This window comes from Sivoneniella epilithica UHCC 1019 (assembly GCF_040830845.1).
GTDB lineage: Bacteria > Cyanobacteriota > Cyanobacteriia > Leptolyngbyales > Leptolyngbyaceae > ULC077BIN1.
Map to the genome: position 1 here is coordinate 1 of NZ_JBFPDP010000025.1, position 24,177 is coordinate 24,177.

23 protein-coding genes are annotated in these 24,177 nt (G+C 48.3%); 7 read left to right on the top strand and 16 right to left on the bottom strand.

The features are described 5' to 3' along the window. Nucleotides 1-30: 30 nt before the first annotated feature. A complete protein-coding gene (locus AB3R30_RS15555; RefSeq protein ID WP_458650118.1) occupies nucleotides 31-1,017 on the bottom strand; it encodes a filamentous hemagglutinin N-terminal domain-containing protein in 987 nt (328 codons plus the stop codon). A 137-nt stretch (nucleotides 1,018-1,154) separates the two neighbouring features. On the opposite strand from AB3R30_RS15555, the gene AB3R30_RS15560 reads away from it, so the two are divergent. Continuing rightward, entirely contained in the window at nucleotides 1,155-1,670 is a 516-nt protein-coding gene (locus AB3R30_RS15560) for a Uma2 family endonuclease (RefSeq protein ID WP_458650119.1), read from the top strand. Nucleotides 1,671-1,911: 241 nt separating this feature from the next. Here the strand turns inward: AB3R30_RS15560 and glgX are convergent, their stop codons facing one another. Next, nucleotides 1,912-3,999, bottom strand: a complete 2,088-nt coding sequence (gene glgX, locus AB3R30_RS15565) for a glycogen debranching protein GlgX (protein ID WP_458650120.1) — start codon at nucleotides 3,997-3,999, stop codon at nucleotides 1,912-1,914. A 162-nt stretch (nucleotides 4,000-4,161) separates the two neighbouring features. Between glgX and AB3R30_RS15570 the strand changes: the two genes are divergently transcribed. After that, nucleotides 4,162-5,010, top strand: a complete 849-nt coding sequence (locus AB3R30_RS15570) for a glycosyltransferase family 2 protein (RefSeq protein WP_458650121.1) — start codon at nucleotides 4,162-4,164, stop codon at nucleotides 5,008-5,010. A gap of 39 nt (nucleotides 5,011-5,049) precedes the next feature. Here the strand turns inward: AB3R30_RS15570 and AB3R30_RS15575 are convergent, their stop codons facing one another. From AB3R30_RS15575 to groL, 3 genes are all read right to left on the bottom strand, one after another. Beyond that, nucleotides 5,050-6,159: a hypothetical protein gene (locus AB3R30_RS15575; protein WP_458650122.1), complete on the bottom strand. Its 1,110-nt coding sequence runs from the start codon at nucleotides 6,157-6,159 to the stop codon at nucleotides 5,050-5,052. A gap of 232 nt (nucleotides 6,160-6,391) precedes the next feature. Next, nucleotides 6,392-7,174: an ABC transporter permease gene (locus AB3R30_RS15580; RefSeq protein ID WP_458650123.1), complete on the bottom strand. Its 783-nt coding sequence runs from the start codon at nucleotides 7,172-7,174 to the stop codon at nucleotides 6,392-6,394. 265 nt (nucleotides 7,175-7,439) lie between these two features. Then, nucleotides 7,440-9,128 carry a chaperonin GroEL gene (groL, locus tag AB3R30_RS15585; RefSeq protein WP_458650124.1) on the bottom strand — a complete coding sequence of 563 codons (1,689 nt, stop codon included), beginning with the start codon at nucleotides 9,126-9,128 and terminating at the stop codon, nucleotides 7,440-7,442. 146 nt (nucleotides 9,129-9,274) lie between these two features. Between groL and AB3R30_RS15590 the strand changes: the two genes are divergently transcribed. After that, a complete protein-coding gene (locus AB3R30_RS15590) occupies nucleotides 9,275-10,465 on the top strand; it encodes an aminotransferase class V-fold PLP-dependent enzyme (protein WP_458650125.1) in 1,191 nt (396 codons plus the stop codon). Nucleotides 10,466-10,494: 29 nt separating this feature from the next. On the opposite strand, the gene AB3R30_RS15595 is transcribed toward AB3R30_RS15590, so the two are convergent. Together AB3R30_RS15595 and AB3R30_RS15600 are read right to left on the bottom strand one after the other, a co-directional pair. Beyond that, entirely contained in the window at nucleotides 10,495-11,265 is a 771-nt protein-coding gene (locus AB3R30_RS15595) for a TIGR03943 family putative permease subunit (RefSeq protein ID WP_458650126.1), read from the bottom strand. A 97-nt stretch (nucleotides 11,266-11,362) separates the two neighbouring features. After that, nucleotides 11,363-12,394, bottom strand: coding sequence for a permease (locus tag AB3R30_RS15600; RefSeq protein ID WP_458650127.1), 1,032 nt, complete (start codon nucleotides 12,392-12,394; stop codon nucleotides 11,363-11,365). Nucleotides 12,395-12,612: 218 nt separating this feature from the next. On the opposite strand from AB3R30_RS15600, the gene AB3R30_RS15605 reads away from it, so the two are divergent. Continuing rightward, nucleotides 12,613-12,858: a hypothetical protein gene (locus AB3R30_RS15605; protein ID WP_458650128.1), complete on the top strand. Its 246-nt coding sequence runs from the start codon at nucleotides 12,613-12,615 to the stop codon at nucleotides 12,856-12,858. 16 nt (nucleotides 12,859-12,874) lie between these two features. Here AB3R30_RS15605 and AB3R30_RS15610 read toward each other — a convergent pair whose 3' ends face one another. After that, nucleotides 12,875-13,552: a TVP38/TMEM64 family protein gene (locus AB3R30_RS15610; RefSeq protein WP_458650182.1), complete on the bottom strand. Its 678-nt coding sequence runs from the start codon at nucleotides 13,550-13,552 to the stop codon at nucleotides 12,875-12,877. A gap of 223 nt (nucleotides 13,553-13,775) precedes the next feature. On the opposite strand from AB3R30_RS15610, the gene AB3R30_RS15615 reads away from it, so the two are divergent. Then, nucleotides 13,776-15,368 carry a M16 family metallopeptidase gene (locus AB3R30_RS15615; RefSeq protein ID WP_458650129.1) on the top strand — a complete coding sequence of 531 codons (1,593 nt, stop codon included), beginning with the start codon at nucleotides 13,776-13,778 and terminating at the stop codon, nucleotides 15,366-15,368. A 131-nt stretch (nucleotides 15,369-15,499) separates the two neighbouring features. After that, nucleotides 15,500-16,573 (top strand): fatty acid desaturase, encoded by a 1,074-nt coding sequence (locus AB3R30_RS15620; RefSeq protein WP_458650130.1) that lies wholly within the window; start codon nucleotides 15,500-15,502, stop codon nucleotides 16,571-16,573. Between the two features lie 158 nt (nucleotides 16,574-16,731). On the opposite strand, the gene AB3R30_RS15625 is transcribed toward AB3R30_RS15620, so the two are convergent. From AB3R30_RS15625 to rseP, 7 genes are all read right to left on the bottom strand, one after another. Beyond that, entirely contained in the window at nucleotides 16,732-17,166 is a 435-nt protein-coding gene (locus AB3R30_RS15625) for a DUF29 domain-containing protein (protein WP_458650131.1), read from the bottom strand. Nucleotides 17,167-17,285: 119 nt separating this feature from the next. Next, nucleotides 17,286-17,408 carry a hypothetical protein gene (locus tag AB3R30_RS15630; protein ID WP_458650132.1) on the bottom strand — a complete coding sequence of 41 codons (123 nt, stop codon included), beginning with the start codon at nucleotides 17,406-17,408 and terminating at the stop codon, nucleotides 17,286-17,288. Beyond that, nucleotides 17,405-17,626 carry a Nif11-like leader peptide family natural product precursor gene (locus AB3R30_RS15635; RefSeq protein ID WP_171575679.1) on the bottom strand — a complete coding sequence of 74 codons (222 nt, stop codon included), beginning with the start codon at nucleotides 17,624-17,626 and terminating at the stop codon, nucleotides 17,405-17,407. The genes AB3R30_RS15630 and AB3R30_RS15635 overlap by 4 nt, the downstream gene beginning before the upstream one ends. 801 nt (nucleotides 17,627-18,427) lie before the next feature. After that, nucleotides 18,428-18,937 (bottom strand): DUF1993 domain-containing protein, encoded by a 510-nt coding sequence (locus tag AB3R30_RS15640; protein WP_458650133.1) that lies wholly within the window; start codon nucleotides 18,935-18,937, stop codon nucleotides 18,428-18,430. Between the two features lie 296 nt (nucleotides 18,938-19,233). After that, a complete protein-coding gene (gene rpsN / locus AB3R30_RS15645) occupies nucleotides 19,234-19,536 on the bottom strand; it encodes a 30S ribosomal protein S14 (protein WP_458650134.1) in 303 nt (100 codons plus the stop codon). A 36-nt stretch (nucleotides 19,537-19,572) separates the two neighbouring features. After that, nucleotides 19,573-20,349, bottom strand: a complete 777-nt coding sequence (gene nth, locus AB3R30_RS15650; protein WP_458650135.1) for an endonuclease III — start codon at nucleotides 20,347-20,349, stop codon at nucleotides 19,573-19,575. A 10-nt stretch (nucleotides 20,350-20,359) separates the two neighbouring features. Continuing rightward, nucleotides 20,360-21,682 (bottom strand): RIP metalloprotease RseP, encoded by a 1,323-nt coding sequence (gene rseP, locus AB3R30_RS15655; protein WP_458650136.1) that lies wholly within the window; start codon nucleotides 21,680-21,682, stop codon nucleotides 20,360-20,362. Nucleotides 21,683-21,801: 119 nt separating this feature from the next. Here rseP and AB3R30_RS15660 point away from each other — a divergent pair, with 119 nt between their 5' ends. After that, complete coding sequence (locus tag AB3R30_RS15660) at nucleotides 21,802-22,929, top strand: aldo/keto reductase (protein ID WP_458650137.1); 1,128 nt, start codon at nucleotides 21,802-21,804, stop codon at nucleotides 22,927-22,929. A 69-nt stretch (nucleotides 22,930-22,998) separates the two neighbouring features. On the opposite strand, the gene AB3R30_RS15665 is transcribed toward AB3R30_RS15660, so the two are convergent. Then, nucleotides 22,999-23,955, bottom strand: coding sequence for an RNA polymerase sigma factor, RpoD/SigA family (locus AB3R30_RS15665; protein ID WP_458650138.1), 957 nt, complete (start codon nucleotides 23,953-23,955; stop codon nucleotides 22,999-23,001). Between the last annotated feature and the right edge of the window lie 222 nt (nucleotides 23,956-24,177).

The following is a 24,177-nucleotide window of genomic DNA, read 5'->3' on the forward strand; positions in this document are numbered from 1 at the left end:
GGCATGATTGGTTCAGAGGTAGCTGCCGCTCTATTCTCTCCCATCTATCCACCAAAATAAAGTTGACAGCCTACTAGCGATCGCAGAAATCGCAATATTGCCCGCTTGATTGGTAACAGCGTTGTCGATTCCAGGAAGGATTCCCGTAAAAATAGAACTTGCATAAAGACTAATATTCCGCCCCATCAGTACTACCTCACCGCTGCCAGTGCTTGCTCCTGCGTCAAGGGTCGAACCATTGGTTAAAGTAATATCCCGACGGGGTGTACTTGCAGCTAAGCTCAAACTCAGGCGATCGCCATTTTGCCGCAGTCCCACCGTGCCATTTTCGCCCACTCCGCCTAACTCTATTCGTCCTCCCGGTGCAGAGACACGCGAATCATCCAGCGTAACATTGCCTCCTACCAAGGCAATGTCAGTCAAGCGACTATTAAAACCCGCGACAATTTGCATTCCAGATCGAATCTCGCCCGGTGTTTGTCCAAACTGTAAGCCCGTAGGCACACTGACTGTCAACAACGGTCTTAGGGTCTGATCGCGAGTGTCAAACACGGTGCCATCCTGAAACAGCATTCGCTCGGCTGTGCTTGCCAGAAACGAACCGCCGACGAAGATTCGGGCACCGGAACCAAAGACGATGCCATTTGGGTTGAGTAAGAAGAAGTTGGTGGGAATGATGTTGGTAAGGGTTGGATCAGTGGTCGCGATCGTGCCGTTAATATTGGAAATGTCCGCTCCAGTGACGCGCACAATCACATTTTGAATTGCAGGATTGGTGATGAATGCAGCAAAATCGCCATTGGGCAAGGAGAACTGCTGGAGGCTATGAAATAGGTTGCTACCTCGCGTTGTACCGTTGATGATTCCGCAAGCGCCACCTGTTCCAGCACAAGCACCGATCGCCTGAGTGCCCAAGGTTCCATCCGGCACAATTTGAGCTTGACCAGATAGAGAAAAGAGAATAGTGGAAACAGCAGCGCTGGCAAGGGCGAAGCGGTACGGCAGGCTCAGCGGCATGGTAGGTGACGGGGGTAGAGTTGCGGTTATTCTACCAGCAGAATCAAGGAGCGATTACCAAAATTTTGGGTGGTGGCAGACGTAGATCCGATCGCCCACTAAACTAGGACTTAGCACCCGATCGCAAGGATAGTGCCATGACTACCGCCACTCAAAACCCACTTCCACGCCTAAACTCAACCCGATTTGTCTTCCCCTATTTTATGACCTGGGCTGAGTTTCAAGCATTGGACAGCGCTCTATCAGGTCGGCGTAGTGTCCGGCTATCCTATCTGGACGGTCACGTAGAAATCATGCCCATCTCCACCGATCGCGAAACATTCAAATGCTTACTTGCCGGGTTACTGATCCTTTTCTTTATGGAAAAAGACCTTGATTTCACCCCAACGGGAAGCGCAACGCTGCTTTCAGAAGTTCAAGGAGCCAGTAAAGAACCGGATTTATCCTATCGATTTGGCGAAAATCGGCGGCAAAAAGAGTTTCCAGACTTGGCGATAGAGATTGTGTTTACGAGCGGCGATGCCAAAGTGTTGGAGTATTATCGACGGTTTGAAATTCCAGAGATCTGGTTTTGGGAAGATGGCGTGTTTTCGCTTTACCAGTTGCAGGGCGATCGCTATGGAGCGATCAAAGCCAGTGCTTACCAGACCTAGATTTCAGCGTGTTGTCTCGCTGTTTGCAAATGACCGAGGAAAAAGAAGCGCTGAAGGTATTTCGGCAAGCAATGCAGCCAAAAAACATCCAGGGGTAAGGATACTTGCGGCGTTGGTGAATGCAAGTATGATTTCTGACTGTAGGGGTAGATCTTGTGCCTACCCTGTCGGAGATCAAGGGCAACCACAAGGGATTGCCCCTACAAATTTCATCCCCAGATTCAGCAATATCACCTGCATATCATCTTCGCCCCTTTTGGGTCGGCAAAGACATTAACACAATTGAAGACCGAGCTTCCGCAGGATAGGTGGCTTTCTGAAAGCGTTGTGCGTTCTGAGGGTGTTGAAAGTCCTCTGGGGATGGCAGGCTAGTATCCACAATTCGATGCCAGCCATGACCCGGTTCCAACGTGGGCAGTTCAAAGGTCAAGGGTTTCCAATCTGCATTAAAAATGACATAGAGATGTTCTTGGGCAGTGGGATGATACAGGCTAAAGGCAAGGCTATGGGAGTTTTCGCCCCAATCTGGTTTCCCAAGTTTAAGCCCATGCCAGAGAAGGTAGGGCTTGTGATCATCAGCCGAAAGTTCTAGCAAACGCTCCTGTTGATACAACTCAAGGGATTGATTTAGGGTGATCATGCCCCGCACAAACCTGAGCAAATCGGCGTTTTTGTCGATCAGGCTCCAGTCAAACCAACTGAGTTCGTTATTTTGGCAGTAGGCGTTGTTGTTGCCCATTTGAGTTCGCCGGACTTCATCCCCCATCAATAGCATGGGTGTTCCTTGAGACAAAAGCAGCGTCGTTAAAAAATTTCTAATTTGCCGATCGCGCAATCGCGCAATAGTAACCTCTTTCGTGTCTCCCTCAGTGCCGCAATTCCAACTGTGATTATCATTCGCACCATCGCGGCTTTGTTCGCCATTGTCTTCATTGTGTTTGTCATTGTAGGAAACCAGATCATTCAGCGTAAAGCCATCGTGACAGGTAACAAAGTTGATGCTGCGATTGGTTTCGCGATCGGGCTGCGAAAAAATATCGGGACTGCCCAAAATCCGTAAGGCAAACTCGTTAATTGCGCCAGAATCACTTTTAATAAAGCGCCGCACATCATCGCGAAACGGTCCATTCCATTCAGCAAAGCGATCGCCAATAAACGACCCCACCTGATACAAGCCCCCCGCATCCCACGCCTCCGCAATGATCTTAACCCCAGCTAACACCGGATCGGATTCAATCGACCAGAGCAGCGGCGGATCTTCCATCGGATGCCCCAACTTGCCGCGTGATAGGCACGAAGCTAAATCAAACCGAAATCCATCCACATGCATCACATCCACCCAATAGCGCAAACAATCCAGAATTAATCGAGTCACCACTTCATGATTGGCTCTGACCGTGTTGCCACAGCCTGTGTAATTGCTGTAATAGGTTGGGTCTTTTTCCAGAATGTAATACGCGCGGTTTTCCAGACCTCGAAACGACAGGGTTGGACCTTCCTCATTCCCTTCTGCCGTATGGTTAAACACTACATCTAAAATTACCTCAATCCCCGCCTTGTGAAAGGCTTTCACCATGTCTCGAAATTCATTGACTGGACCCAGCGGATCTTTGGAGTAGCTATAGGCACGATGGGGCGCAAAGAATGCCAGAGTGCTGTATCCCCAATAATTTCTTAAACCCGGTCGAGCGTCTTGCTCATCAAATTCATGAATTGGCATCAACTCCACCGCCGTAATGCCTAATTGCTTCAGATAGGGGATTTTTTCAATTAGTCCCGCATAGGTGCCGCGTTTTGCCGGAGCAACTCCAGAGTTGGGATGACGAGTAAAGCCAGCAACGTGCAATTCATAAATGATGGTGTTGGCATAGGGAGTATGCAGCGGGATATCCCCCTCCCAGTCATAGGTCGTCGGATCAAGAACCACGCTTCTCAGCGCTTGCGGACAATTATCTCCAGGCGCAATTGCCGCTTCCCGGCTGTAATGCTCCCATCCCACTACTGCGGTTGTGTAGGGGTCTAACAGAACTTTATTGCCATCAAACCGATGCCCTTGATCGGGTAGATAAGGACCATAAACTCGATAGGCATAAACCTGCCCTGCGGCAAGGTGAGGCACAAACACATGCCAGTAGTAAAAGGTTTTGTTGTGCTTTGGATCAAGCGTAATCACTTGACTGGGCTGTGGGTCATCGGGGGCGGCAAACAGCAAAAGCTCTACGGCAGTGCTGCTTTTAGAAAAAATAGAAAAGTTTACGCCATCGGGATAAACGGTTGCGCCTAAGGGAAAACTTCGACCGGGTAAACTTTCCTGATTGATCGCATCCATTGCCTTATGCTCCCAGGTAGATCATTGCTGAGGGCTATCATAGCTTTTCCCGGCGATCGCATTCGTCACAGCCAATCATTAAGTCATACCCCAAAGGCTTGATGAGTCAATGGTCGTTGAAGGTCAGGTTACTATTTACTTGCACTAAAAGCCGCACCGCATTTGATTTATCTGATTACCGTTAACTATTACTCAGCAGCGTTGATCGCTCAGTTGTTGGCATCGGTGCGGGCTGAAGCGAACGTCGATTACCAGTTCATTATTGTGAACAATTCCGCCGCAGAAGACTGTTCCAATCTGGCGGGCGATCGCGTGCTGATTTTGGAGGCTCCAGAAAACTTGGGTTTTGGCGGCGGCTGCAACGTGGGTTTGAATTGGGTCTATGAGCGCGATCGCGCTGCAACAGTCTGGTTAATTAACCCCGATACCACGCTGCCCGAAGATGCCCTTAACCATGCCGCGCAGTTTTGCAGTGCCCATTCATCGCTGTCTATCATTGGCACCATTATTGCTGAACCATCGGGAAAAATTTGGTTTGCAGGCGGTGAGTTTGTTCCAGAAACAGGCAGAATTGTTGCCAGCACGGAACTATCGACCCACGAAAAACCCAATTACGTTGAAACAATCTGGGTGACGGGCTGTAGCCTGTTGCTCAACTTGCAAAATTTTGATTCCTGCCCTCAATTTGATTCTGCCTACTTCCTGTATTACGAAGACTTTGATTTTTGTCGGCGCTATGCTCAACAAGGGCATTCAATCGGGATTACCAAGCAAATTTATGTGATCCATCATCCGTCTTCGATTACCAGCCGCAATCCTTCATTAACGTTGCAACACAGCACTTTTAGCTATTTGCTGGCGCTGAAGCGGCATACTAGCCCACCCGTCTTTTGGTATCGACTGAGCCGGATTCTGTTTCATGCTGTGCGAGTGGGTGTGGTGCATCCTCAACACGCGATCGCAATTCTCAACGGTGTTCGCCATTTTTGGCAGCGATCGCGGTTCTGCTAACACCCAAAAAGTTGAACAGCGATCCAAAACCAGTAATAATTATTTCCCTTCCTCAAAGCCAGCGCTATTGGACATTGGCGATTCAATCGTGCTAGAGGTTGAATTTAATGGAGGCGGCTCGGTTGCTGGAATCGTCGGTTCAGCCTTAGATGGCTTGGGTTCTGTTGGCTGATTTTCTGTCTGCGGCGGAGTTGCCGGGGAAGATTCAGAGCTAGGTTGGGCAGGGGGTAAGGGCAGCGGCTTGGGCAGAGCTGCTGCGGGTTGAGCCGGGGCGACTGGCGTAGGGATAGCAACGGTAGACTGTCCAGATTGCCCAGATTGCCCGGAGTTGATCTGTTCTGGAGCCGCGATCGCCGCAGGAATTGTTTCACGAATCGCAGCAGGCGGAGAATTAAGCGCAGTGAGGGGAGTTTGGGGCGGACGCTGTAGATCTGGCAAATCTTGATAAGCAGGACGCACTAGCGGCTTCATGCCAGCGGGAGCCGGAGCGCCTGTCACCGTGCGTTTAGGGGGTAAACTACGACTGACGGGTAATAGTTCTGGCACAGCAGCAAGCGTCACACTGGGTAGCAAGGGGGCAAAGCTTTGGGGAGCCGCCCGATCAACTGAATTTTGGCGGGGGGCTGCCGCTGATTGTGGAACTGCTGGGGGCTGCGATTCCCTTTGGGATCGTGAAACAAATCGCGGAGCTTTCAATTTTTCGGGAGCTACTGAAGTCGGACGAGGCAACAATACCGCTACTCTTTGCTTGGGTTTAAGCGGAGGTATTGTTGCATTTGGAGGGGCAGTGGGTTTCAGCGCATCGCCAATCAACAGCCCGGATACTACAGTTGCCGCCACAAATCCTGTACTCAGCAAGGCAGTGGTAGACATTGGTTGCCGTTTTTCAGCCGACTCAACCACATTCGCAGATTGCACCACCTCATCTAGATAAAAGTGGAAATAGGGAAGAGAACCATTGGGATGAACATTGTCGGGAACGGGTCGCTTTTCTGGGCTATCTTTTTCTGGGCTGTCTAAAGCGGGCACTTGTTGATCATTTTGAAAGTTCATCGGTTGCCGCTTTTCGCCTGCTGCGATGTAACTCTTGGCAGTGGCTAGTTTAATCATCTGCTGCTTTCGTTCTTGATAGTTCAATGACCCGGTCATACAGTGAAAACTCCTGGAACGAATGCAGTGGGAAAGTATGAATGCGCTTGATGCTGCCACGAGATAATGTGAGCAGGCAAAACAACTTTCTTAGCTATTCAACGGTTTAATGGGTCATCAGGATCTTCCATCACAACTTTGCATTTCTTTGGTTTATCGAGCTACTTTATCGAGAAAAGCTTTCTGAAATATTGCGGGTTTTGTTGGCTGATGGCGATCGCTACCTAATCATTTAACTAGATGCGCTCGTGTAAAAGCGCAACGCGAACCGCCAAAAGGCACTAGAACTCCACAAAAGCGATGCTCCAAGTACGCCAGCCGCCAGCACCCAACCTAAGTTTCCTCGTCCTAAAAAGGCTTCGGCTGGAACGGTTGTCAAAAAAGTGACTGGAACGATGAAGGTGAAAAAGAAGCGGTAGGCGGTGGGATAGGCGACCATTGGAAATCGCCCTGCCTCTAATAAGCCCCTCAGCACTTCTGTGACGTTATAAATTTTCACAAACCAAATGCTCATGGCTCCCAACATGAACCACAGGCTATAGAGAATGACAAATCCAAATAAGAGCGGCACAATTCCTAGCAGATAAAAGTAGAGCGGCAATCCTAAGCGATCGCCGGCATATCCAATCATCAATCCTCCAAATAATAAATCTGGTAATCCCCAAGGTGAGAGCGTATTGGCGGATAACCAAAACTGAGAACTGATGGGTTTTAGTAGGACAAAATCTAATGTGCCTTGCTGAATATGGCGCACAATCCGATTTAAGTTTGGGGCTAAAAACGTCGTAGAAAATCCTTGAAGCACGGTGAATACTCCCAGCACAATCAGGCTTTGATTCCAATTCCATCCTGGAAAGGTGTAGTCGTTTTGATAAAACAAAAACAAGCCGAATATGCTGCCAATTAAGCCACCAAAACTACTGAGTGCGGAAATTAAAAAATTAACTCGATATTCTAATTCTGCGGCTAAAGCAGTTGCCCAAAATAATTTTAGAACTTTGAAATAACGTCCCATTGTGAACCGTAAAAATAGAGTGAGCGATGTCAGTTGCTGTAACCAAATCAGTGATGGATGAACACTTAGCCATAAGCATTGTGGAGCGATCGCGTAGCGTCTCCTCAGGAGAATCGATAAGATACATCCCTATGATAATGATCAAAAGACTTCAAGGTGCTGCCCTCATCCAAGCCTGAGTCGCACAACGAGACCTCAACAAGAAACCCCAGACATGTCTGGGGTTTCTTGTTATGAACTATGCCGATTGAGGATTATGCAGATATTACATCATGCCCATGCCGCCCATGCCGCCCATGCCACCCATGCCACCCATGCCGCCCATGCCACCCATGCCGCCCATGCCGCCATCGGGAGCGCCGCCGCCTGCTGATTTTTTCTCTGGTTTTTCGACAATCAGGGCTTCTGTTGTGATTACCATGCCTGCGATCGATCCAGCATCTTGTAACGCAGAACGCACCACTTTTGCCGGGTCTACAATTCCAGCCGCAATCAGATCCTCAAAGGAATTTGTTAAGGCGTTATAGCCAATAGGAAAGGTCATTTCACGCACTTTCTCAACAATCACGGAGCCTTCTACCCCAGAGTTATCAGCAATTTGGCGTAACGGAGCTTCTAATGCTTTGCTGACAATATCTGCACCGATTTGCTCTTCTGCGGTTAGGCTGTCCTTAATCTCATTGATTTTGGAAGCAAGGTGGATCAAGGTCACGCCGCCGCCGGGAACGATGCCTTCTTCTACTGCTGCTTTAGTGGCGTTGAGCGCGTCTTCAATTCGGAGTTTGCGATCCTTAAGTTCAGTTTCGGTTGCGGCACCGACTTTGATAACTGCAACGCCGCCGGATAGTTTGGCGATGCGCTCTTGGGTTTTCTCTTTGTCATAGTCTGAATCAGTCCGCTCTAGTTCTTGGCGCAGTTGAGCAACCCGCTTATCAATATCAGCCGAGTTTGCCACATCTGACACGATGGTGGTGGTGTCTTTGGTGATGGTGATTTTGCGGGCTTTCCCCAACATTTCAATGGTGGCGGTGTCGAGGTTTAAGCCAATTTCTTCAGAAATCAACTGACCGCCCGTGAGGACAGCGATGTCTTGCAGCATGGCTTTACGCCGATCGCCAAATCCAGGTGCCTTAATTGCCGCGATCGACAACACACCGCGCAAACGATTGACGACTAGGGTTGCGAGGGCTTCACCTTCAATATCTTCAGCAATGATCAATAAAGGCTGTCCGGTGCGTGCCACTTTTTCTAGGACGGGCACCAGTTCTTGGACTGAGCTAATTTTCTTGTCTACGAGCAGAATCAGCATGTTCTCATATTCGGTGATCATGCGTTCTGAGTCGGTGACGAAATAGGGCGAAAGGTAGCCGCGATCAATTTGCATTCCTTCCACAATTTCCATCTCGGTTGCCAGAGATTTCGATTCTTCCACGGTGATCACGCCATCCTTGCCCACTTTTTCCATAGCGGCAGCAATCATGGTTCCTACTTCTTCGTCATTTCCCGAAGAAACGGTGGCAACTTGGGCGATTTCCTTGCCTTCAACTGGCTTGGCGATCGCTTTAATTTCTTCCAACAATTTGGCAACTGCCTTTTCAATGCCGCGTCTCAAAGCAACCGGATTGGTGCCAGCGGCAACGTTTTTCAAACCTTCGTGGATCATTGCTTGCGCCAACACCGTCGCAGTAGTAGTGCCATCGCCTGCCAGATCTTTCGTTTTGGAGGCAACTTCTTGAAGCAACCGTGCGCCTGTGTTTTCCAATGGATCTTCTAATTCGATTTCTTTGGCGATCGTGATGCCATCATTCACAATCTGAGGTGCGCCATACTTTTTCTCTAGCAGCACATTACGCCCCTTTGGACCCAAGGTAACGCGCACTGCATCCGCCAGTGCATTCACGCCACGCTCTAACGCTTGCCGAGATTCTTCATTAAAGACAACGATCTTTACCATAATCACCTTCACAGTTCTTTAAGTTGAATTTAGCACTCTAAGCTAGAGAGTGCTAAAAAATCTTAGGATTTCTCCCGACTCTTTCATTTCTCCTCCCTCCCTGCCTGTACCATGAATAAGCAGTAGCTCTTCCCTAACAGCACCTTATGACGGGCATTTCCAATTCTTCAGTGTCGATTGAAGCCCTAAGACAGGGTCTTCCCGCTCTCCATAATAAATCCTATTTTAATTACGGTGGGCAGGGGGCAATGCCGCAAATTGCGCTGGAGTCCATTGTCCGGTCTTATCAAAAAATTCAAGCGGTCGGACCTTTTTCCAACAGTGCAAGCGCCTGGGTAACCCATGAGGGGGAGGCAACCCGACGGGCGATCGCTCAAGAATTAGGGGCGACTCCAGCAACCATCACCTTGACCGAAAATGTGTCTGCGGGCTGCAATATTGCCTTGTGGGGTATTGATTGGCGATTAGGCGATCACCTGCTTTTATCCGATTGTGAACATCCCGGCATTATTGCGGCTACTCAAGAAATTGCTCGGCGCTTTGGGGTCGAGGTGACAACCTGTCCATTGCAGGCGACTTTGAACCACGGCGATCCGGTTGCAGTGATTGCCAGCCACTTACGACCCAGCACTCGGCTTGTGGTGCTAAGCCACATTCTTTGGAACACAGGACAAGTGTTGCCCCTCGCAGAAATTGTTGCCGCCTGCCATAGTTACTCCCGCGATCGCCCAGTGCGCGTGTTAGTTGATGCGGCGCAATCGGTCGGCGTGTTGCCCTTAAACCTGCCAGAGACACACGTAGATTTTTATGCCTTTACCGGTCATAAATGGTGGTGTGGACCCGAAGGATTAGGTGGGCTATACATCAGCCCCGAAGCTATGAAAACCCTGCATCCCACGTTTATTGGCTGGCGCAGTATCACGAATGATGCCACTGGAATGCCTGCTGGCTGGAAGCCCGATGGACGGCGCTATGAAGTGGCAACCTCAGCCTATCCACTGTATGCAGGACTTAGAGAATCGATCTCCATGCATCATCAGTTTGGCACCTCCCGCGATCGCTACCAGCGAATTCGCACCTTAAGCCAATCGCTTTGGCAAAAATTGACCGAAACGCCAGGAGTAGTTTGCTTACAAAACAGCCCACCCCAAGCAGGCTTAGTCTCTTTTCAGCTACCGGGCAAATCCCATAGCCAACTGGTTCGGTTTCTGGAATCCCGTGCAATTGTACTTCGGAGCATTCCCAATCCTGACTGTGTGCGGGCTTGTGTCCACTACTTCACGTTGGAATCAGAAGTGAATCACCTGGTTGAAGCCATTCAACAATTTGAAAGCTAGTGTTGAAAGCTAGTGTTGAAAGCAACTGCTCATAAATCGTAAGGATTTTTGGGTTCATCGATCGGCTTAATCGATTTAGCAACCAAAGTAAGCTGACGTTTACCTGCCAAGGTTTCTGTTGCCATTTCCCCTTCAATTTCCAACCAGCTATCCGGCTTGTAGGCATCACGGGTTTTAGCCAACTTAACAGGTAGCCCCACTGGATATACATCGGCAGCGCAGCAAGTAATGATAAAGCGAGAGATTAGAAGGTACTGGTTGGGTAAGTTGGGTGGGTGGATGACAAAACCTTGAACCTTCGCTTTTTGACCGACATAAGCATCGGGTTCAGGATACACCGTGAGAGTTCTAATCCAATCGATAATGGATTTATCTTGGGTATTGGAAGACGCACGAAATGCTTGGGGTTTTACTCGCGTTAGGGTCACTGGTGCATCGATCGCGCCGCGTTGAATTGCCGTTTGGCTGGCAAATGCACGGGGCTGAATCAATAATCCCAACAGTGCTGCTCCCAGAAGCAACGTGACGCTCCAGCCATTGGGCAACAGTGTAATGTGCTGTTCAGCAGCCGTTACAGCCGTGCGATTTTGCGAGCGACGTTTGAGAAGAGCGATCGCCCGCCAACCCGCCAAAAACAAAAAAGCGACTCCCGTTGCCACCGTCAGCCCCATGTAATTTGGGTGAATCAGCAGATACAGCTTACCCGTCAGCCAATACTTTAAAAACAGCAAGCCCCACGCCGCGATCGCAAACACTTCAAGCCAAGGAGTAACAGAGCGAAAACGAAACCGGGAAGCCATAGGAAGAAGTGTGAAGGACAGAGTACGAAGAAAGCAATTCAAAACTCAAAACTCAAAATTCAAAATTCAAAACTCAAAACTTTCCCCTCCCTTCGTCTTAACTCACATACAAATTGATGAACAATGCGAATAGAAAGGTGAGTGAGCCAGCCAAGGAAAATAGGTAGAAAACGGCTCTGGGTTTGAAGATAGATAGCATTAAGCCAATGCCTTTCAGGTCAATCATCGGACCAAAAACTAGAAAGGCAAGTAGTGAGCCAGTGGTGAAAGTAGAAGAAAAAGACAAGGCGAAAAATGCATCGACCGTGGAGCAGATAGACACGATCGCCGCTAACAGCATCATGGCAACAATGGAACTGACCGGACCTTGCCCTAAAGCCAGCACAACTTCTCTTGGAATAAAAACTTGGACTGCCGCCGCGATCGCGCTTCCCAAAATCAGCACCCCGCCCAACTCGCGCATCTCTTGCAGCATGGCATCAAGCATCAGATTGAGCTTATACCCCAGGGGTTTGTCGGCGATCGCGGCTGCTGCCGTCTGCTGAAACTCAACTAGATCGATCGGTTGACTAGACTGCCCCAGAAAGTAGGTTCCCGACTGCAATAGCGACGGAGTTGGCTGAGATTTTACACTCTTTGCACCCTTTGGTTCTCGACTTTTGATGGGCATCGCCAATGCGACCGCAGGCTGTAAAAGTGGGCGCAAATCTCGCTGGAAGCTAAACACCCAACCAATTAGGGTGGCAATTGCTAAAGAACATCCAATTCGCAGAAAGGCGATTTCTGGCTGATCACGAAATGCCGTCCAGGTTGCCCAAAACACAATCGGGTTAATGGTGGGAGCGCCTAACAAAAAGCCGATCGCCACCGAAGAAGGTGCGCCTTGCATCAATAGCCGCCGCGCTACTGGCACATTTCCACACTCACAAACCGGAAACAGAAAACCAATACAGCTTCCAAATAAAGCGCCCATCAATGCGCCACGGGGCATCCATTGCACGAGCTTGCGTTCATCTACAAAAAATTGCAGCAGCCCAGAGAACAACACTCCTAGCAACAAAAAGGGAAATGCTTCCACGAGCAAACTGAGGAACAAGGTAAAACCGCTATTTAGCTGAACAAGATTCATGCGCGTGTGCGAGGAGTCAAGATAGCTTCGACATTCTACTGTAATTGCTTTGAGTTTTGAGTAGACCTGCGCGATCGCCTTTTTGCATCCTTCAGTACTATTACTTGCGACATATGGCAAGAACTAAAAATACTTTTTAATATACAGACACAAAAGAAGCGCAAGTTCTTAACAAGACTGTTTCCCCAATAGGTCAACCTTAACCAGAGACTACTCTCATGAATCAAAAACTATTGAATAATCTTGATCCTTTTTCGATGAATCTAAAGCAGGGCATCTGGTTTTTTGGCGTTTCCTCGTGGCTGTTTGGCATCACCGATCGCAGCATTGCCTGCTTCTCCGACGGTTATCTTTCCGCGTTAGATATTACCCAACTTTTCACCGCCTCTTTCTTCTTCGTTAGCTGGCTTTTCCTGAAACCTTTGTCTCCATTAGACAAAAGGGATAATGAGCTTAAGCTTTAGAACTCAAACGGGCTATCTATCCTAATTCCTGTCGCCTACCCCCTAACTTTTTGGGCAACATCGGCAGCAAAGATAGGATAGTCAGTAGGCTCAGGGCGAATATCACTGGAACGCGATCGCCGCCATTGAGGGCAGTATGTCCAGTAATCCCTAGCCAACTATAGGCAAAGGTGAGGGGAATCAACCCTAAGAAAGTGCCCCAAGTGTAGGTCTTTAGGTCAATTGGGGTTAAGCCAAACAGAAAGTTAAGTAGGCTAAAGGGCGACAACGGGGTAAATCGGCTTGCCAACACTAAGGTAAAGGGATGTTCAGCGATCGCGTGATTAAGCCGCTGTAGTAAGCTGAGGTGTCCAAATTGGCGGATAAACCATTTGTGCAACAGCGATCGTGCGAGTAGAAATGCGCCGATTGCGCCAAACGTAGCTCCTAGTAATGACCAGACTGTTCCCCAAACTAGTCCAAAAACTGCCCCGCCAACCAGGGACATCACATTACCAGGAAATCCTAAGCTGGTGGCTACCGTAAACAATAGCACAAAGAAAAAGGGGGCATATTGTCCCTGCTGGCGCACTAGATCCACTAGCACAGCTTCGTTGCAAAGCACTAGCACCTGACTAAAAAAGTAGATGGCTAATGGTATTCCAGTCCCAAAAGCTGCCCATATCCATCGCTTTTGCGATCGCCGAATTTGCATAGTCACTAAAAATCCTCACTCCACCGATCTGTACACTTTAATACGACAAGCCACGGGATTCATACCTTTACGCAGCATGGGGCTGAAAACCAGAAGAAACTGAAATTTCCAAGGATAAGCTTTTGGTGAGACTGTCAACGAGTCCGAATAAGTTCTCCGTTTTAGTCTTCATTAAGATGGAAGAGTTCGCTATTCTGAAGCAGTGCCATTGTTGAGTGTAACTATGAGTTTATTGTTGCGATCGCGTTGGGCTTCCCTTGCCTCGTCCCACCTTCGGCTAGTGCGTCATTGCTGCATCCTATTATTAGTGGGCTTTTTGAATTGGGGAATCGCACCCAAACCGGCGATCGCGCTGACCGAAACTCCGGCTGCAAATTCTACGGCTGCTTCGATTCAGCCTTATCTCGATCGCGTGATTCAAAAAGTAACCGAGTTTCGCTTGGCAAATGGCATGAAATTTTTGGTGCTAGAACGACATCAAGCCCCCGTTGTTTCTTTCGTCACCTATGCTGATGTGGGCGGCGCAGATGAACCCGATGGTAAAACTGGTGTTGCCCATTTTCTAGAACATCTCGCTTTCAAAGGCACAAGTCGAATCGGCACCACAGACGCGATCGCCGAAAAACCTTTATTAGACAAACTCGATCAACTTTCAGAGCAAATCCAGACGGCGACTGCCAAAAGTGAGACGCAAACAGCCCAAACCCTCAAAGCAGAATTTGCCAAAGTTGAAGCGGAAGCAGTCAAACTGGTGAAGCAAAACGAAATGGGGCGGATTGTCGAGCAGGCAGGCGGTGTTGGGCTAAATGCAAACACGTCCACCGATGCTACTCGCTACTTATTTAGTTTTCCATCTAACAAGCTGGAACTGTGGATGTCTTTAGAATCAGAGCGGTTTTTAGATCCGGTCTTTCGTGAATTTTACAAAGAACAAAACGTCATTCTAGAAGAGCGCCGCCTTCGTACCGACAATTCTCCGATTGGGCAAATGGTCGAAGCTTTTTTAGGAACAGCGTTCAAAAAGCATCCTTACCAGCGCCCGGTGATTGGCTATAACAAAGATATTCGTGGCTTAACTCGGCAAGATGTCACCCAGTTTTTTGACCAATATTATGTGCCCAATAATTTGACGATCGCGATCGTCGGTGATGTCAATCCAGCCGAAGTGAAGCGATTGGCAACCACCTATTTTGGGCGCTATAAAGCTCAGCCCAAGCCGCCTCAAGTCACTGTAGTAGAGCCACCTCAAACTGCGACTCGTGAAGTCACTATCAACCTCAAGTCTCAGCCTTGGTATCTGGAAGGCTATCATGCGCCTGCATTCCGCGATCCAGACTATGTGATTTATGACATGATTGGCAGCATTCTTAGCAGTGGGCGGACTTCCCGCCTGTATAAAACCCTAGTCGAACAGCAGCAAATTGCCTTGACTGCCCAAGGGTTTACAGGATTTCCGGGCAACAAATTTCCTAGCCTGATGCTGTTCTATGCGCTGACGGCTCCGGGACACACGGTGGATGAGGTGGCAGCATCCCTTCGCAGTGAAATCGATCGCCTGAAAACTGAACTGGTTTCTGCTGAGGAACTGGAGCGCGTCAAAACTCAGGCACGAGCCGGATTGCTGCGATCGCTCAACTCAAACATGGGTATGGCGCAAGCGCTATTGGAATATGACGTGAAAACAGATAGCTGGCGGAACTTGTTTAAGGAACCGGATCGGATTGCTGCCATTAGCGCGATCGATATTCAACGGGTTGCCAAAACCACCTTCACCGCCCAAAATCGCACCATTGGCAAATTGTTACCGAAAGAATAGCTTGAAGATTTCAGTAACGATCCCGTAACATTTGGCATCATAAAGAAGGTAAGATGACTCCGCCTACATTTTGTGCTGCTAATCACTAGTGACTCGGCATAGGCTACCCATTCAGACATATTGGAAACTACGTGCAATCAAATTCTGTTCTTGCTCCAGCGCCTTCTAAAGTCTCTACTTCTCGCACTCCCGATTTGCCATTTACGCTTCAAGACTTAAAAGTTGCGATTCCGGCTTACTGTTTTGAACCGTCTATTAGCAAATCCCTCGCTTACTTTTTTCTGGATATTGGCATGATTGCAGGACTATACGCGATCGCCTATCATCTCGATTCCTGGTTTTTCTTTCCGTTCTTTTGGCTCATGCAAGGCACCCTATTTTGGGCGCTGTTCGTCGTTGGGCACGATTGCGGACATGGATCTTTTTCTAAAATCAAATGGCTCAATAGCTTCATTGGACACCTTGCCCACACACCAATTTTGGTGCCCTATCACGGCTGGCGCATTAGTCACCGCACCCACCACGCCAACACAGGCAACATTGATACTGACGAAAGCTGGTATCCCACTTCACAATCGACCTATGAGCAGATGACCTGGTACGAAAAGCTGTTTCGGTTTAACTTGCCGCTAATCGCTTATCCGATCTACCTGTTTCGGCGATCGCCCGATCGGGAAGGCGGCTCCCACTTTTTACCCGGCAGTTCCCTATTTCGTCCCTCAGAAAAATGGGATGTGTTAACCAGCACCGCAGCCATCCTAGGCATGGTGTTTTTTTTAGGCTGGCTCACCTACACGTTTGGCTGGCTAGTTTTAATTCAGTACTACGTGATGCCCTATGTCGTGTTTGTCATGTGGCTAGATCTGGTCACCTTCCTGCACCACACCGAATCCGATATTCCTTGGTATCGTGGTGACGACTGGCATTTCCTTAAAGGTGCCCTTTCCACCATCGATCGCGATTATGGGTTCATTAACTCCATTCACCACGACATTGGCACCCATGTGGCGCACCATATCTTCTTAAACATGCCCCACTACCACTTGAAAACAGCAACGGAAGCCATCAAACCTATCCTAGGCGATTATTACCGCAAATCCGATCAGCCAATCTGGAAAAGCTTTTTCCGCTCCCAAAAAGAGTGTCAGTTTGTCCCGGATGAAGGCTCTGGCGTGTATTATCAACCCAACCTCAAAACCCGTTAAAGATAAACGCTGAACTTTTACTAAAGAAGCGACTGGGAAGGTAGCCAAAATCTCTCCCAGTCGCTTTCTTGGATTAATCCTTGAACAGATTTTTTGGGGAGCGATCGCTAAGAGCGAGTTTTTGCTAGGAGCTTTTGTCCTTTCGCTACAGTGGGTTGCTAGCTCTCCGGCAACCAATCTTCCGCCAATACTAGCTCTAGAGGATATGGACATACCTCTGGAAACATCAAAATTTCCATACTGGTTTGCTTAGCCGCTTGACGACGCGATCGTTGATAACTCTCTTCAAGCTGCTCGGCGGGGTAATATTTCAGGCTAGGACTATCCTCAATAGCTAATTCAATCTGAGTACGCGCATCGGTGATGGAATCCAGCCAACTATCTGAGCGGCGCTGAGGTTGATATTGCCACTTGAGCAAATGCAGTAAAAGACGAGTTAGCTGACTGGCAATCCCTCGTCGTTCACTCTTGCCCAAATCCTCAACCTCTTCAATCAAATGCGGTACATCAATCTCATGCCAACGACTCTCCCGCAGCAGTTGGGCTGTTTGGTTAATCCACAAACTAAAATCTGCTAAATACTGTTCGCTCATGTTTCAACTCATGACTCTAGCAGCCTTCATTACAAGCTTATGAAGCAGCCTAGCAGATAACCTCTGTACCATAACAGAAAGAGCGATCGCTTAATCTCAAGAATACTTTGTCTAATAATTCACGCTGACGCTGTAACCATTTCAGCCTTTGCATTGGGTGGTGCTGGCTCAAAATGCAGAACCATAATTTGCTCTGGGCGCAACCCTAAAGACTCGTAAGTACGCCCGTTGCGATCGCTCAATTCCCCCAGTACTCTCCAGGAAGATCCTTTCTTTTAACAGTAACCCTGCCAACTTTCTTACCTGACATTCTCAATAATTCATCCCCTGAAAATTCAAAACCAAGCTTTAGTGCTATTTGTGCAACTTCATCTGCTGTTGATGAAGCAAGCACCTCATTTTTAAGTGCAGGTTCAGACTGCATTTTCTTTAAAAATGCCTCGAGTTGATCTAAAGCCATATTTGAAACTCCTATTCTCGCTCTTTGGTGTTGCGAACTTGTGATCAGACTTATATAGCAGTCCTAAATCATTTGTAAAAAATCTAACGACCGAAACCGTTGACCGATAAGCATTCCAGGATTGAAAGGGGATCCCAAAATTCATGAATCATTAAGGATTGCTATAGTAGATCATCTTAAATACTCTACGTTGAATATTCATGACCGCAAAATTTTAACCTCCACACTCCCTACTGCATACTGCCCTTTCAAAAGTGAGATCGCAACCAGACAATCTCAAGGGACTCAATTGGCGTATCGGTTACGTATAACGGTGAAGATGAGCGGTTGTCAATAACCTCTGCTACCACACCGACCAACTCTATCAATCCGCTCCAACCGGGTTGTTAGGCTGGGCGTTGCTGAATCGAGGTATGAATATCAAAATTCGCCCTCACCCTAGCCCTCTCCAGCGGGAGAGGGAACAAGACTTCTAGCTCCCTTCTCCCGCTGGGAGAAGGGTTGGGGATGAGGGCAAATCATGCTTGCATTCAGCAACACCTTAGGCTGCGACTTCGCGATCGACCTACCGCTATCCGCGCACCCAAATCGATCGCTTAAACTCTGACGAAATGGAAGCAACAACTTCAACGCCTAGCGACAAAACACGGATCTCTCAAACTCAGCTAGGGGAACGAAGTAACTCCGACACTTTGCGCCCCCTCGCGAGAGCAGCCTAACGTTCCCAATCAGCGGCTGTAAGTAACCTTTTCAATACCACCAAGATCTCTCAACAGTCCGCTCCAACCGGGTTGTTAGGCTTCATTCCTTTCTTATCAATGGCACCAAGTGCATCATATAATCTCGTTTTCCAATTGGTACACCAGCCATACGAAGAATGTCATAAGCCGTGACCATATGGAAGTAAAAGTTTGGAATTAGAAATTCATTTACATAGGCATTACCAGACAACTCGACGTAGAGGCTCTGTCCCAAGTCAATGCGCGTCACCTCAACTAGCTTTGTACCTTCAACGTTAATACCCAAAAGCAGTTCCCTAGTATCTGCTATATGCCCGTATGTCTGTACGAGAGATATAACATCTGGATCTAGATTATTCGCAGGTTGATCATCACACCAGAGAGCAAAGTTGCGTGGTTGATTGCAAGTGAAAGCAATCTGTGTACCGAAGGGAAACATATCAGCAGCAATACGCTTTTGAAGGAACGACTCATCACCAAAATAAGCCTGAGCCGACTTCAAGAGATGCTCAAGAGTCTCTAGGCGACTTAGGAAGAGGGTTCGGATCAGATCTACATTCTGACTTTGCATTTTGCGATCCCTCAAAACTTACTCTATGTATCCTAGCTGTATCCAGAACGAATTTCAGCCTAACTATTAAATCATTGGATTGTTTCCGTATATTACCCTCAGTAGAAGAATTATCAGGAAAGTTTCCGTATATTTCCTACGCATTAGCCCGAAACTTCCTGAATATCCTATGTGTAGGGGCGATCGCACAAAAGCTTCTAATTACTGCACAGTCCTTTGTAATTAGCTAGCAAAAAGCGTTAGAGATTCACAAGTTATCTCTAACGCCATCATTGCAAATTATTGAAAAGTCTAAACTACCAACTGGATTTAACCACACCAGGAAGCAGCCCTTGGTGTGCCATTTCTCGGAACACATGACGAGACAAGCCAAAGTCGCTGTAGTACCCTCTGGGACGACCGGTTGCCCAGCAGCGATTGCGGTGACGGGTGGGAGCGCTATTGCGGGGAAGCTGCTGGATTTGACGGTGGATAATCAACTTTGCTTGCTGATTGGGTGCCGCTGCAAATTGCTCTTTTAGCTCTGCTCTCTTGGCGGCGTATTTTGCGATTAGTCTCGTGCGCTTTTTCTCGCGCTCAATCATGCTTTTCTTAGCCATGGATCATCCCAACACTTTTCCGAATAACACAGTCTTTCATGTTACCTGACTATCACCTTCTAACGCTACTGATTTGAGAAGTTTTTCAGAAGGTTTTTTGGAAGCTGCGGTATCTTGAATGCTCGTTTTGCTCAATTTCTTTGCGGGACTGTGGGCAGCGGGATTGAAGGCAGACGGACACAGATCGGCAAGCAGGCAGAGATCGCAGGCAGGTTTACGGGCATTACAAACCGCGCGACCATGATAGATCAGCCGAATTGACCAGTTTTCCCAATCGGGGCGCGGCAACAGCTTGATCAGATCTTGCTCGACGCGAACCGGATCAAGATGTTTTGTCAAACCCAGCCGATAGCTTAAACGTTTGACGTGAGTATCCACCGTCACGCCCATATGGATACCAAAAGCATTTGCTAGCACCACATTGGCGGTTTTTCGGGCAACTCCTGGCAGCCGCAGCAATTCTGCCATTGTCTGGGGCACTTCACCGCCAAACTCAGTCATGATCAAGCGACAAGCACCTTGAATATTTTTCGCTTTATTCCGAAAAAAGCCCGTGGACTTGACCAAAGTGATGATGTCGTCCAATTCAGCAGCAGCGATCGCGGCAGCATCGGGATAGCGCCGAAAGAGTTCGGGAGTCACCTTATTCACCCGTTCATCGGTGCATTGAGCAGACAAAATTGTTGCAATCAACAACTGAACGGGCGTTTCATAATCTAACGAACAGGTTGCATCGGGATAGAGTGCTTTGATCCGTCGTAAAATCTCCAGCGCCCGTTGCTTAGTTGAAAGTTTCCGAGCCTTAATGTTCACTCTTTAATGGTTACTGAGGAATTAGGTTTGCGGTATCGCGAATGATCAAGAAAATACCTAAGCCCAAGAGCAACATTAATCCAGTTTGCATTACGCCATCTTGAATTTTGCTGGGAACAGGCTTACCGCGCAACCCTTCTAACAAGAGAAACGCCAAGTGTCCGCCATCCAAAGCAGGTAGTGGCAAAATGTTGATGATCGCCAAGTTCACGCTAATTAAAGCGGCAAAGTAAAACAGATTGGCTGCGTCAGATTGGGTAATGCGAGAGCCTGCTGCCACGATCGCCACGGGTCCTGCGACCTGACTTGCCACCGTATTAAAGCGGCTGACCAACATGCCAAAGCCTGCGATTGTGTCGTAAACAATTTTTTGGAATTCATTGGCAGCGGCACTAAACACGGTCAAGCCGCCCACCCGCTTTCGTGCTAGAGTCCCGTTGGCATCCAGTCCAGCCCCAATTCGACCCTCACCCGACGCGATCGCCTCTGGAGTGACGGCTACCGTTAACAGTTGGTCGCCACGCTGCACGGATAAATCAATCGGCTTACCTGGATTGACTTCAATAATTTTTCGCAGCATTCCTTGTTCGTCTACCGCTTGACCAAAGGTGCGCCCATTGGCTGAGACAATCACGTCCCCTGGCTTCAGACCATAGCGCATCGCTGCTGTAGGCTTTAACTCAATCGAGACGGCGGCATCTTGAGGTAAGGCTATCTTGGCTAATTCTGGCTTACTGCCCTCACTTTTATGTTGAACCGGGAGTTGCACCGTTTGCTCAGAAGGCTTGACGACTAAATTGGCAGTATTCGCTGACGCATTATAGGTGTAATCAAACTTCTGATCGAAAAAGACCGTATCTCCAACTTTGATGCCCAAATCAGCGACGTTAGGACTGGCTGCGGTCACTTCTGCCACAATGCGCGACACCAAAACCCCTGGTTTCTCAGCTTGAGGTGCGCCTACGGTTGCCATCTGCAACACCAAAACGAAATACGCAAATATGAGGTTAGCAATCACGCCAGCACTCATGACGATCGCCCGATCCAAAATAGGACGGTTCTTCAGCAAATTGGGATCTTTTGGATCAATCGTGTTTTCTTCCGGGTCTTCTTCTGGAAAGCCAACAAATCCACCCAGGGGAAACGCGCGCAGGGCATATTCGGTTTCAGGTCCTTGATACTTCCACAAAACAGGACCAAACCCAATGGAAAACTTGTTCGCGTAAATTCCCTGGAGACGGGCTGCCATAAAGTGCCCCAGTTCATGAACAATGATCAGAAGCGCCAGAACTGCGATCGCTGGCAAAGCAAACAGAATTCCCGAAATTGACATAGAAGTTTACAACACGTTAATTTGCGATTTATCTATTCTAAAGGGTGTTCCAAGGTTCATGCCTAAATCCAAATTCCTCAGAATAGTTCAGCACCCTTATATAAACCACCAGTAAAGCCATGCGCTATCGCCGATTTGGCAAAACCGATTTGCCCTTATCCGTTTTTTCGTTGGGAACGATGCGCTTAGCGTCAGAATCAGCGGCAATCCAAACCGTGCAGCGAGCGATCGCGCTGGGCATCAATCATCTGGAAACCGCCACGGGCTATGGAGCAAGCGAACAATACTTGGGGGCAGCGTTGCGATCTAGCTTATCCATACCTCGCACTCAGCTTTACCTGACTAGCAAAATTCCGCCGACTGCAAGTGCTGATGATATGGAGCGCACAATTGACCAGTCTCTAGAGCGCTTGGGCGTGGATTACCTGGATGCTCTGGCAATTCACGGCTTAAACACGGAGGAACATTTGGCTTGGGTCACTGCCTCTAATGGCTGTATGAAAGCAGTCCGAAAAGCGTTGGATGATGGACGGGTGAAGCACATTGGCTTTTCAACCCATGGGTTTTTAGAATTGATTTTGCAGGCGATCGCCACGGATCAGTTCAAGTTCATTAACCTGCACTACACGCTCTTTTTTCAGCGCAATCATGCCGCGCTTGACCTCGCCCAACAAAAAGATATGGGCGTTTTTATCATTTCTCCTGCTGATAAAGGCGGCTTACTCTACACGCCATCTCCAATGCTGGAAGCTCTGTGTCAACCTATGTCACCTTTGGCGCTAAATTATCGCTTTTTGCTCAGCGATCCGCGAATCACAACCCTCAGCGTTGGGGCGGCGAACCCGGCAGAACTGGATCTGCCCTTAGCGCTGGCGGATCAGGATGGAGAGCTATCAGTGATGGAGTTAGAAATACTGGAGCGATTGCACAGACAACAAGAAATGGTATTGGGGAGCGATCGCTGTAGTCAGTGCTATGAGTGCTTGCCTTGCCCGGAAGGAATTCATATTCCGGAAGTATTGCGACTGCGAAATTTAGCCACCGCCTACGACATGACTCGATATGGAGAATATCGCTATCGCATGTTTGAAAACGCCGGACATTGGTTTCCTGGCAATAAAGGAAATCGCTGTACAACCTGTGGTGACTGCCTTCCCCGCTGTCCAGAAGCTCTGAATATTCCCGCCTTATTGCAAGAGACTCACGAAAAACTCAATGGTGCAGCAAGACGTAGACTTTGGGAATGAAAAAAAGGATGACACCAGTCATCCCTTTTCTATAAATTAGGTTTTGCTTAAACGAACTGAATTTAAGTGTTAGCTGGCTAAGTACTCTCCAATTGTGGCTTTGCGCTTGCGTAGCTTACTTAAGGCTTCCCGTTCAATCTGACGAACTCGCTCACGGCTAATGTTGAGATAGTCACCAATTTTCGCCAGAGTCAATGCCTGACCATCTTCTAGACCAAAGCGCATTGTTAGCACTTGACGCTGTTGGGGAGTCAAATCCGACATTAAGCGCTCCAAATCCATTCGTAAAGAAGCCTGAAGCGTAAATTCTTCAGGGGATGCGCCTGTATCTTCCAGCAACTCACCTAGTTCGGTATCTTGGTTGTCGCCCACTCTCAAATCTAGCGATAAAGGGACACGGGCTTGCTCCAAATAATCACGGACTTGCTTCGGAGTTAGCTCTAACTCAGTGGCGAGTTCAGTGGCGGTCGCTGCTCTGCCTAACTGCTGAGATAACTGACGCTGAGCTTTTTTGATCTTGTTGAGTTTTTCGGTGATGTGAATTGGTAAGCGAATGGTGCGCCCTTTTTCAGCGATCGCGCGGGTAATTGCCTGCCGAATCCACCAATAGGCATAGGTTGAGAACCGATAGCCTTTGGTCGGATCAAACTTTTCAACCCCACGCTGCATCCCAATTGTGCCTTCCTGAATCAGATCCAGTAAGTCCACATTCCGCTTCGTGTATTTTTTGGCAACCGAAACCACGAGCCGAAGATTGGCTTCTACCATTTTACGTTTGGCAGCTTCACCCTCCGCGATCGCCTGTTTAAGCTCTGCTTCAGGTAAGTTCGCTTCCTGCGCCCACTCCACCACAGTAGGTTCGCATTCCAAACGAATGGCTAAGGCTTCTTTAATGCCGTGCAATGCGACTAAACGTTGTACTTGCTTACCCAACACAACTTCCTGTTCATGAGTTAACAGAGGAACACGACCGATTTCTCGTAAGTAAGTGCGGACTAAGTCAGATGATGTCTGAGCGGTTTTCATAACGCTACCTGAAACGGATGAGAAGAGTAGATAGGAACTGAATCATGGGAGCGACAAGACCCACTAGGAAGAACAGGTGCCAAATGGCACCCCGCTCAACAACAGGTGGTTTGGCAAAGCAAATCGCCATAAGACATCTCTTTATATGACATCTATTTTTGGTTAGATCGAATGGGAATAGGAATCGCGATCGGGGCGGACTGTCGATTTGCCAACATACGC

Coding starts and splice junctions, on each gene's coding strand:
- AB3R30_RS15555 (WP_458650118.1), bottom strand. CDS start 1,017: ATGCCGCTGAGCCTGCCGTACCGCTTCGCCCTTGCCAGCGCTGCTGTT.
- AB3R30_RS15560 (WP_458650119.1), top strand. CDS start 1,155: ATGACTACCGCCACTCAAAACCCACTTCCACGCCTAAACTCAACCCGA.
- glgX (WP_458650120.1), bottom strand. CDS start 3,999: ATGGATGCGATCAATCAGGAAAGTTTACCCGGTCGAAGTTTTCCCTTA.
- AB3R30_RS15575 (WP_458650122.1), bottom strand. CDS start 6,159: ATGACCGGGTCATTGAACTATCAAGAACGAAAGCAGCAGATGATTAAA.
- AB3R30_RS15580 (WP_458650123.1), bottom strand. CDS start 7,174: ATGGGACGTTATTTCAAAGTTCTAAAATTATTTTGGGCAACTGCTTTA.
- groL (WP_458650124.1), bottom strand. CDS start 9,128: ATGGTAAAGATCGTTGTCTTTAATGAAGAATCTCGGCAAGCGTTAGAG.
- AB3R30_RS15590 (WP_458650125.1), top strand. CDS start 9,275: ATGACGGGCATTTCCAATTCTTCAGTGTCGATTGAAGCCCTAAGACAG.
- AB3R30_RS15595 (WP_458650126.1), bottom strand. CDS start 11,265: ATGGCTTCCCGGTTTCGTTTTCGCTCTGTTACTCCTTGGCTTGAAGTG.
- AB3R30_RS15600 (WP_458650127.1), bottom strand. CDS start 12,394: ATGAATCTTGTTCAGCTAAATAGCGGTTTTACCTTGTTCCTCAGTTTG.
- AB3R30_RS15605 (WP_458650128.1), top strand. CDS start 12,613: ATGAATCAAAAACTATTGAATAATCTTGATCCTTTTTCGATGAATCTA.
- AB3R30_RS15610 (WP_458650182.1), bottom strand. CDS start 13,552: ATGCAAATTCGGCGATCGCAAAAGCGATGGATATGGGCAGCTTTTGGG.
- AB3R30_RS15615 (WP_458650129.1), top strand. CDS start 13,776: ATGAGTTTATTGTTGCGATCGCGTTGGGCTTCCCTTGCCTCGTCCCAC.
- AB3R30_RS15625 (WP_458650131.1), bottom strand. CDS start 17,166: ATGAGCGAACAGTATTTAGCAGATTTTAGTTTGTGGATTAACCAAACA.
- AB3R30_RS15635 (WP_171575679.1), bottom strand. CDS start 17,626: ATGGCTTTAGATCAACTCGAGGCATTTTTAAAGAAAATGCAGTCTGAA.
- AB3R30_RS15640 (WP_458650133.1), bottom strand. CDS start 18,937: ATGCAAAGTCAGAATGTAGATCTGATCCGAACCCTCTTCCTAAGTCGC.
- rpsN (WP_458650134.1), bottom strand. CDS start 19,536: ATGGCTAAGAAAAGCATGATTGAGCGCGAGAAAAAGCGCACGAGACTA.
- rseP (WP_458650136.1), bottom strand. CDS start 21,682: ATGTCAATTTCGGGAATTCTGTTTGCTTTGCCAGCGATCGCAGTTCTG.
- AB3R30_RS15660 (WP_458650137.1), top strand. CDS start 21,802: ATGCGCTATCGCCGATTTGGCAAAACCGATTTGCCCTTATCCGTTTTT.
- AB3R30_RS15665 (WP_458650138.1), bottom strand. CDS start 23,955: ATGAAAACCGCTCAGACATCATCTGACTTAGTCCGCACTTACTTACGA.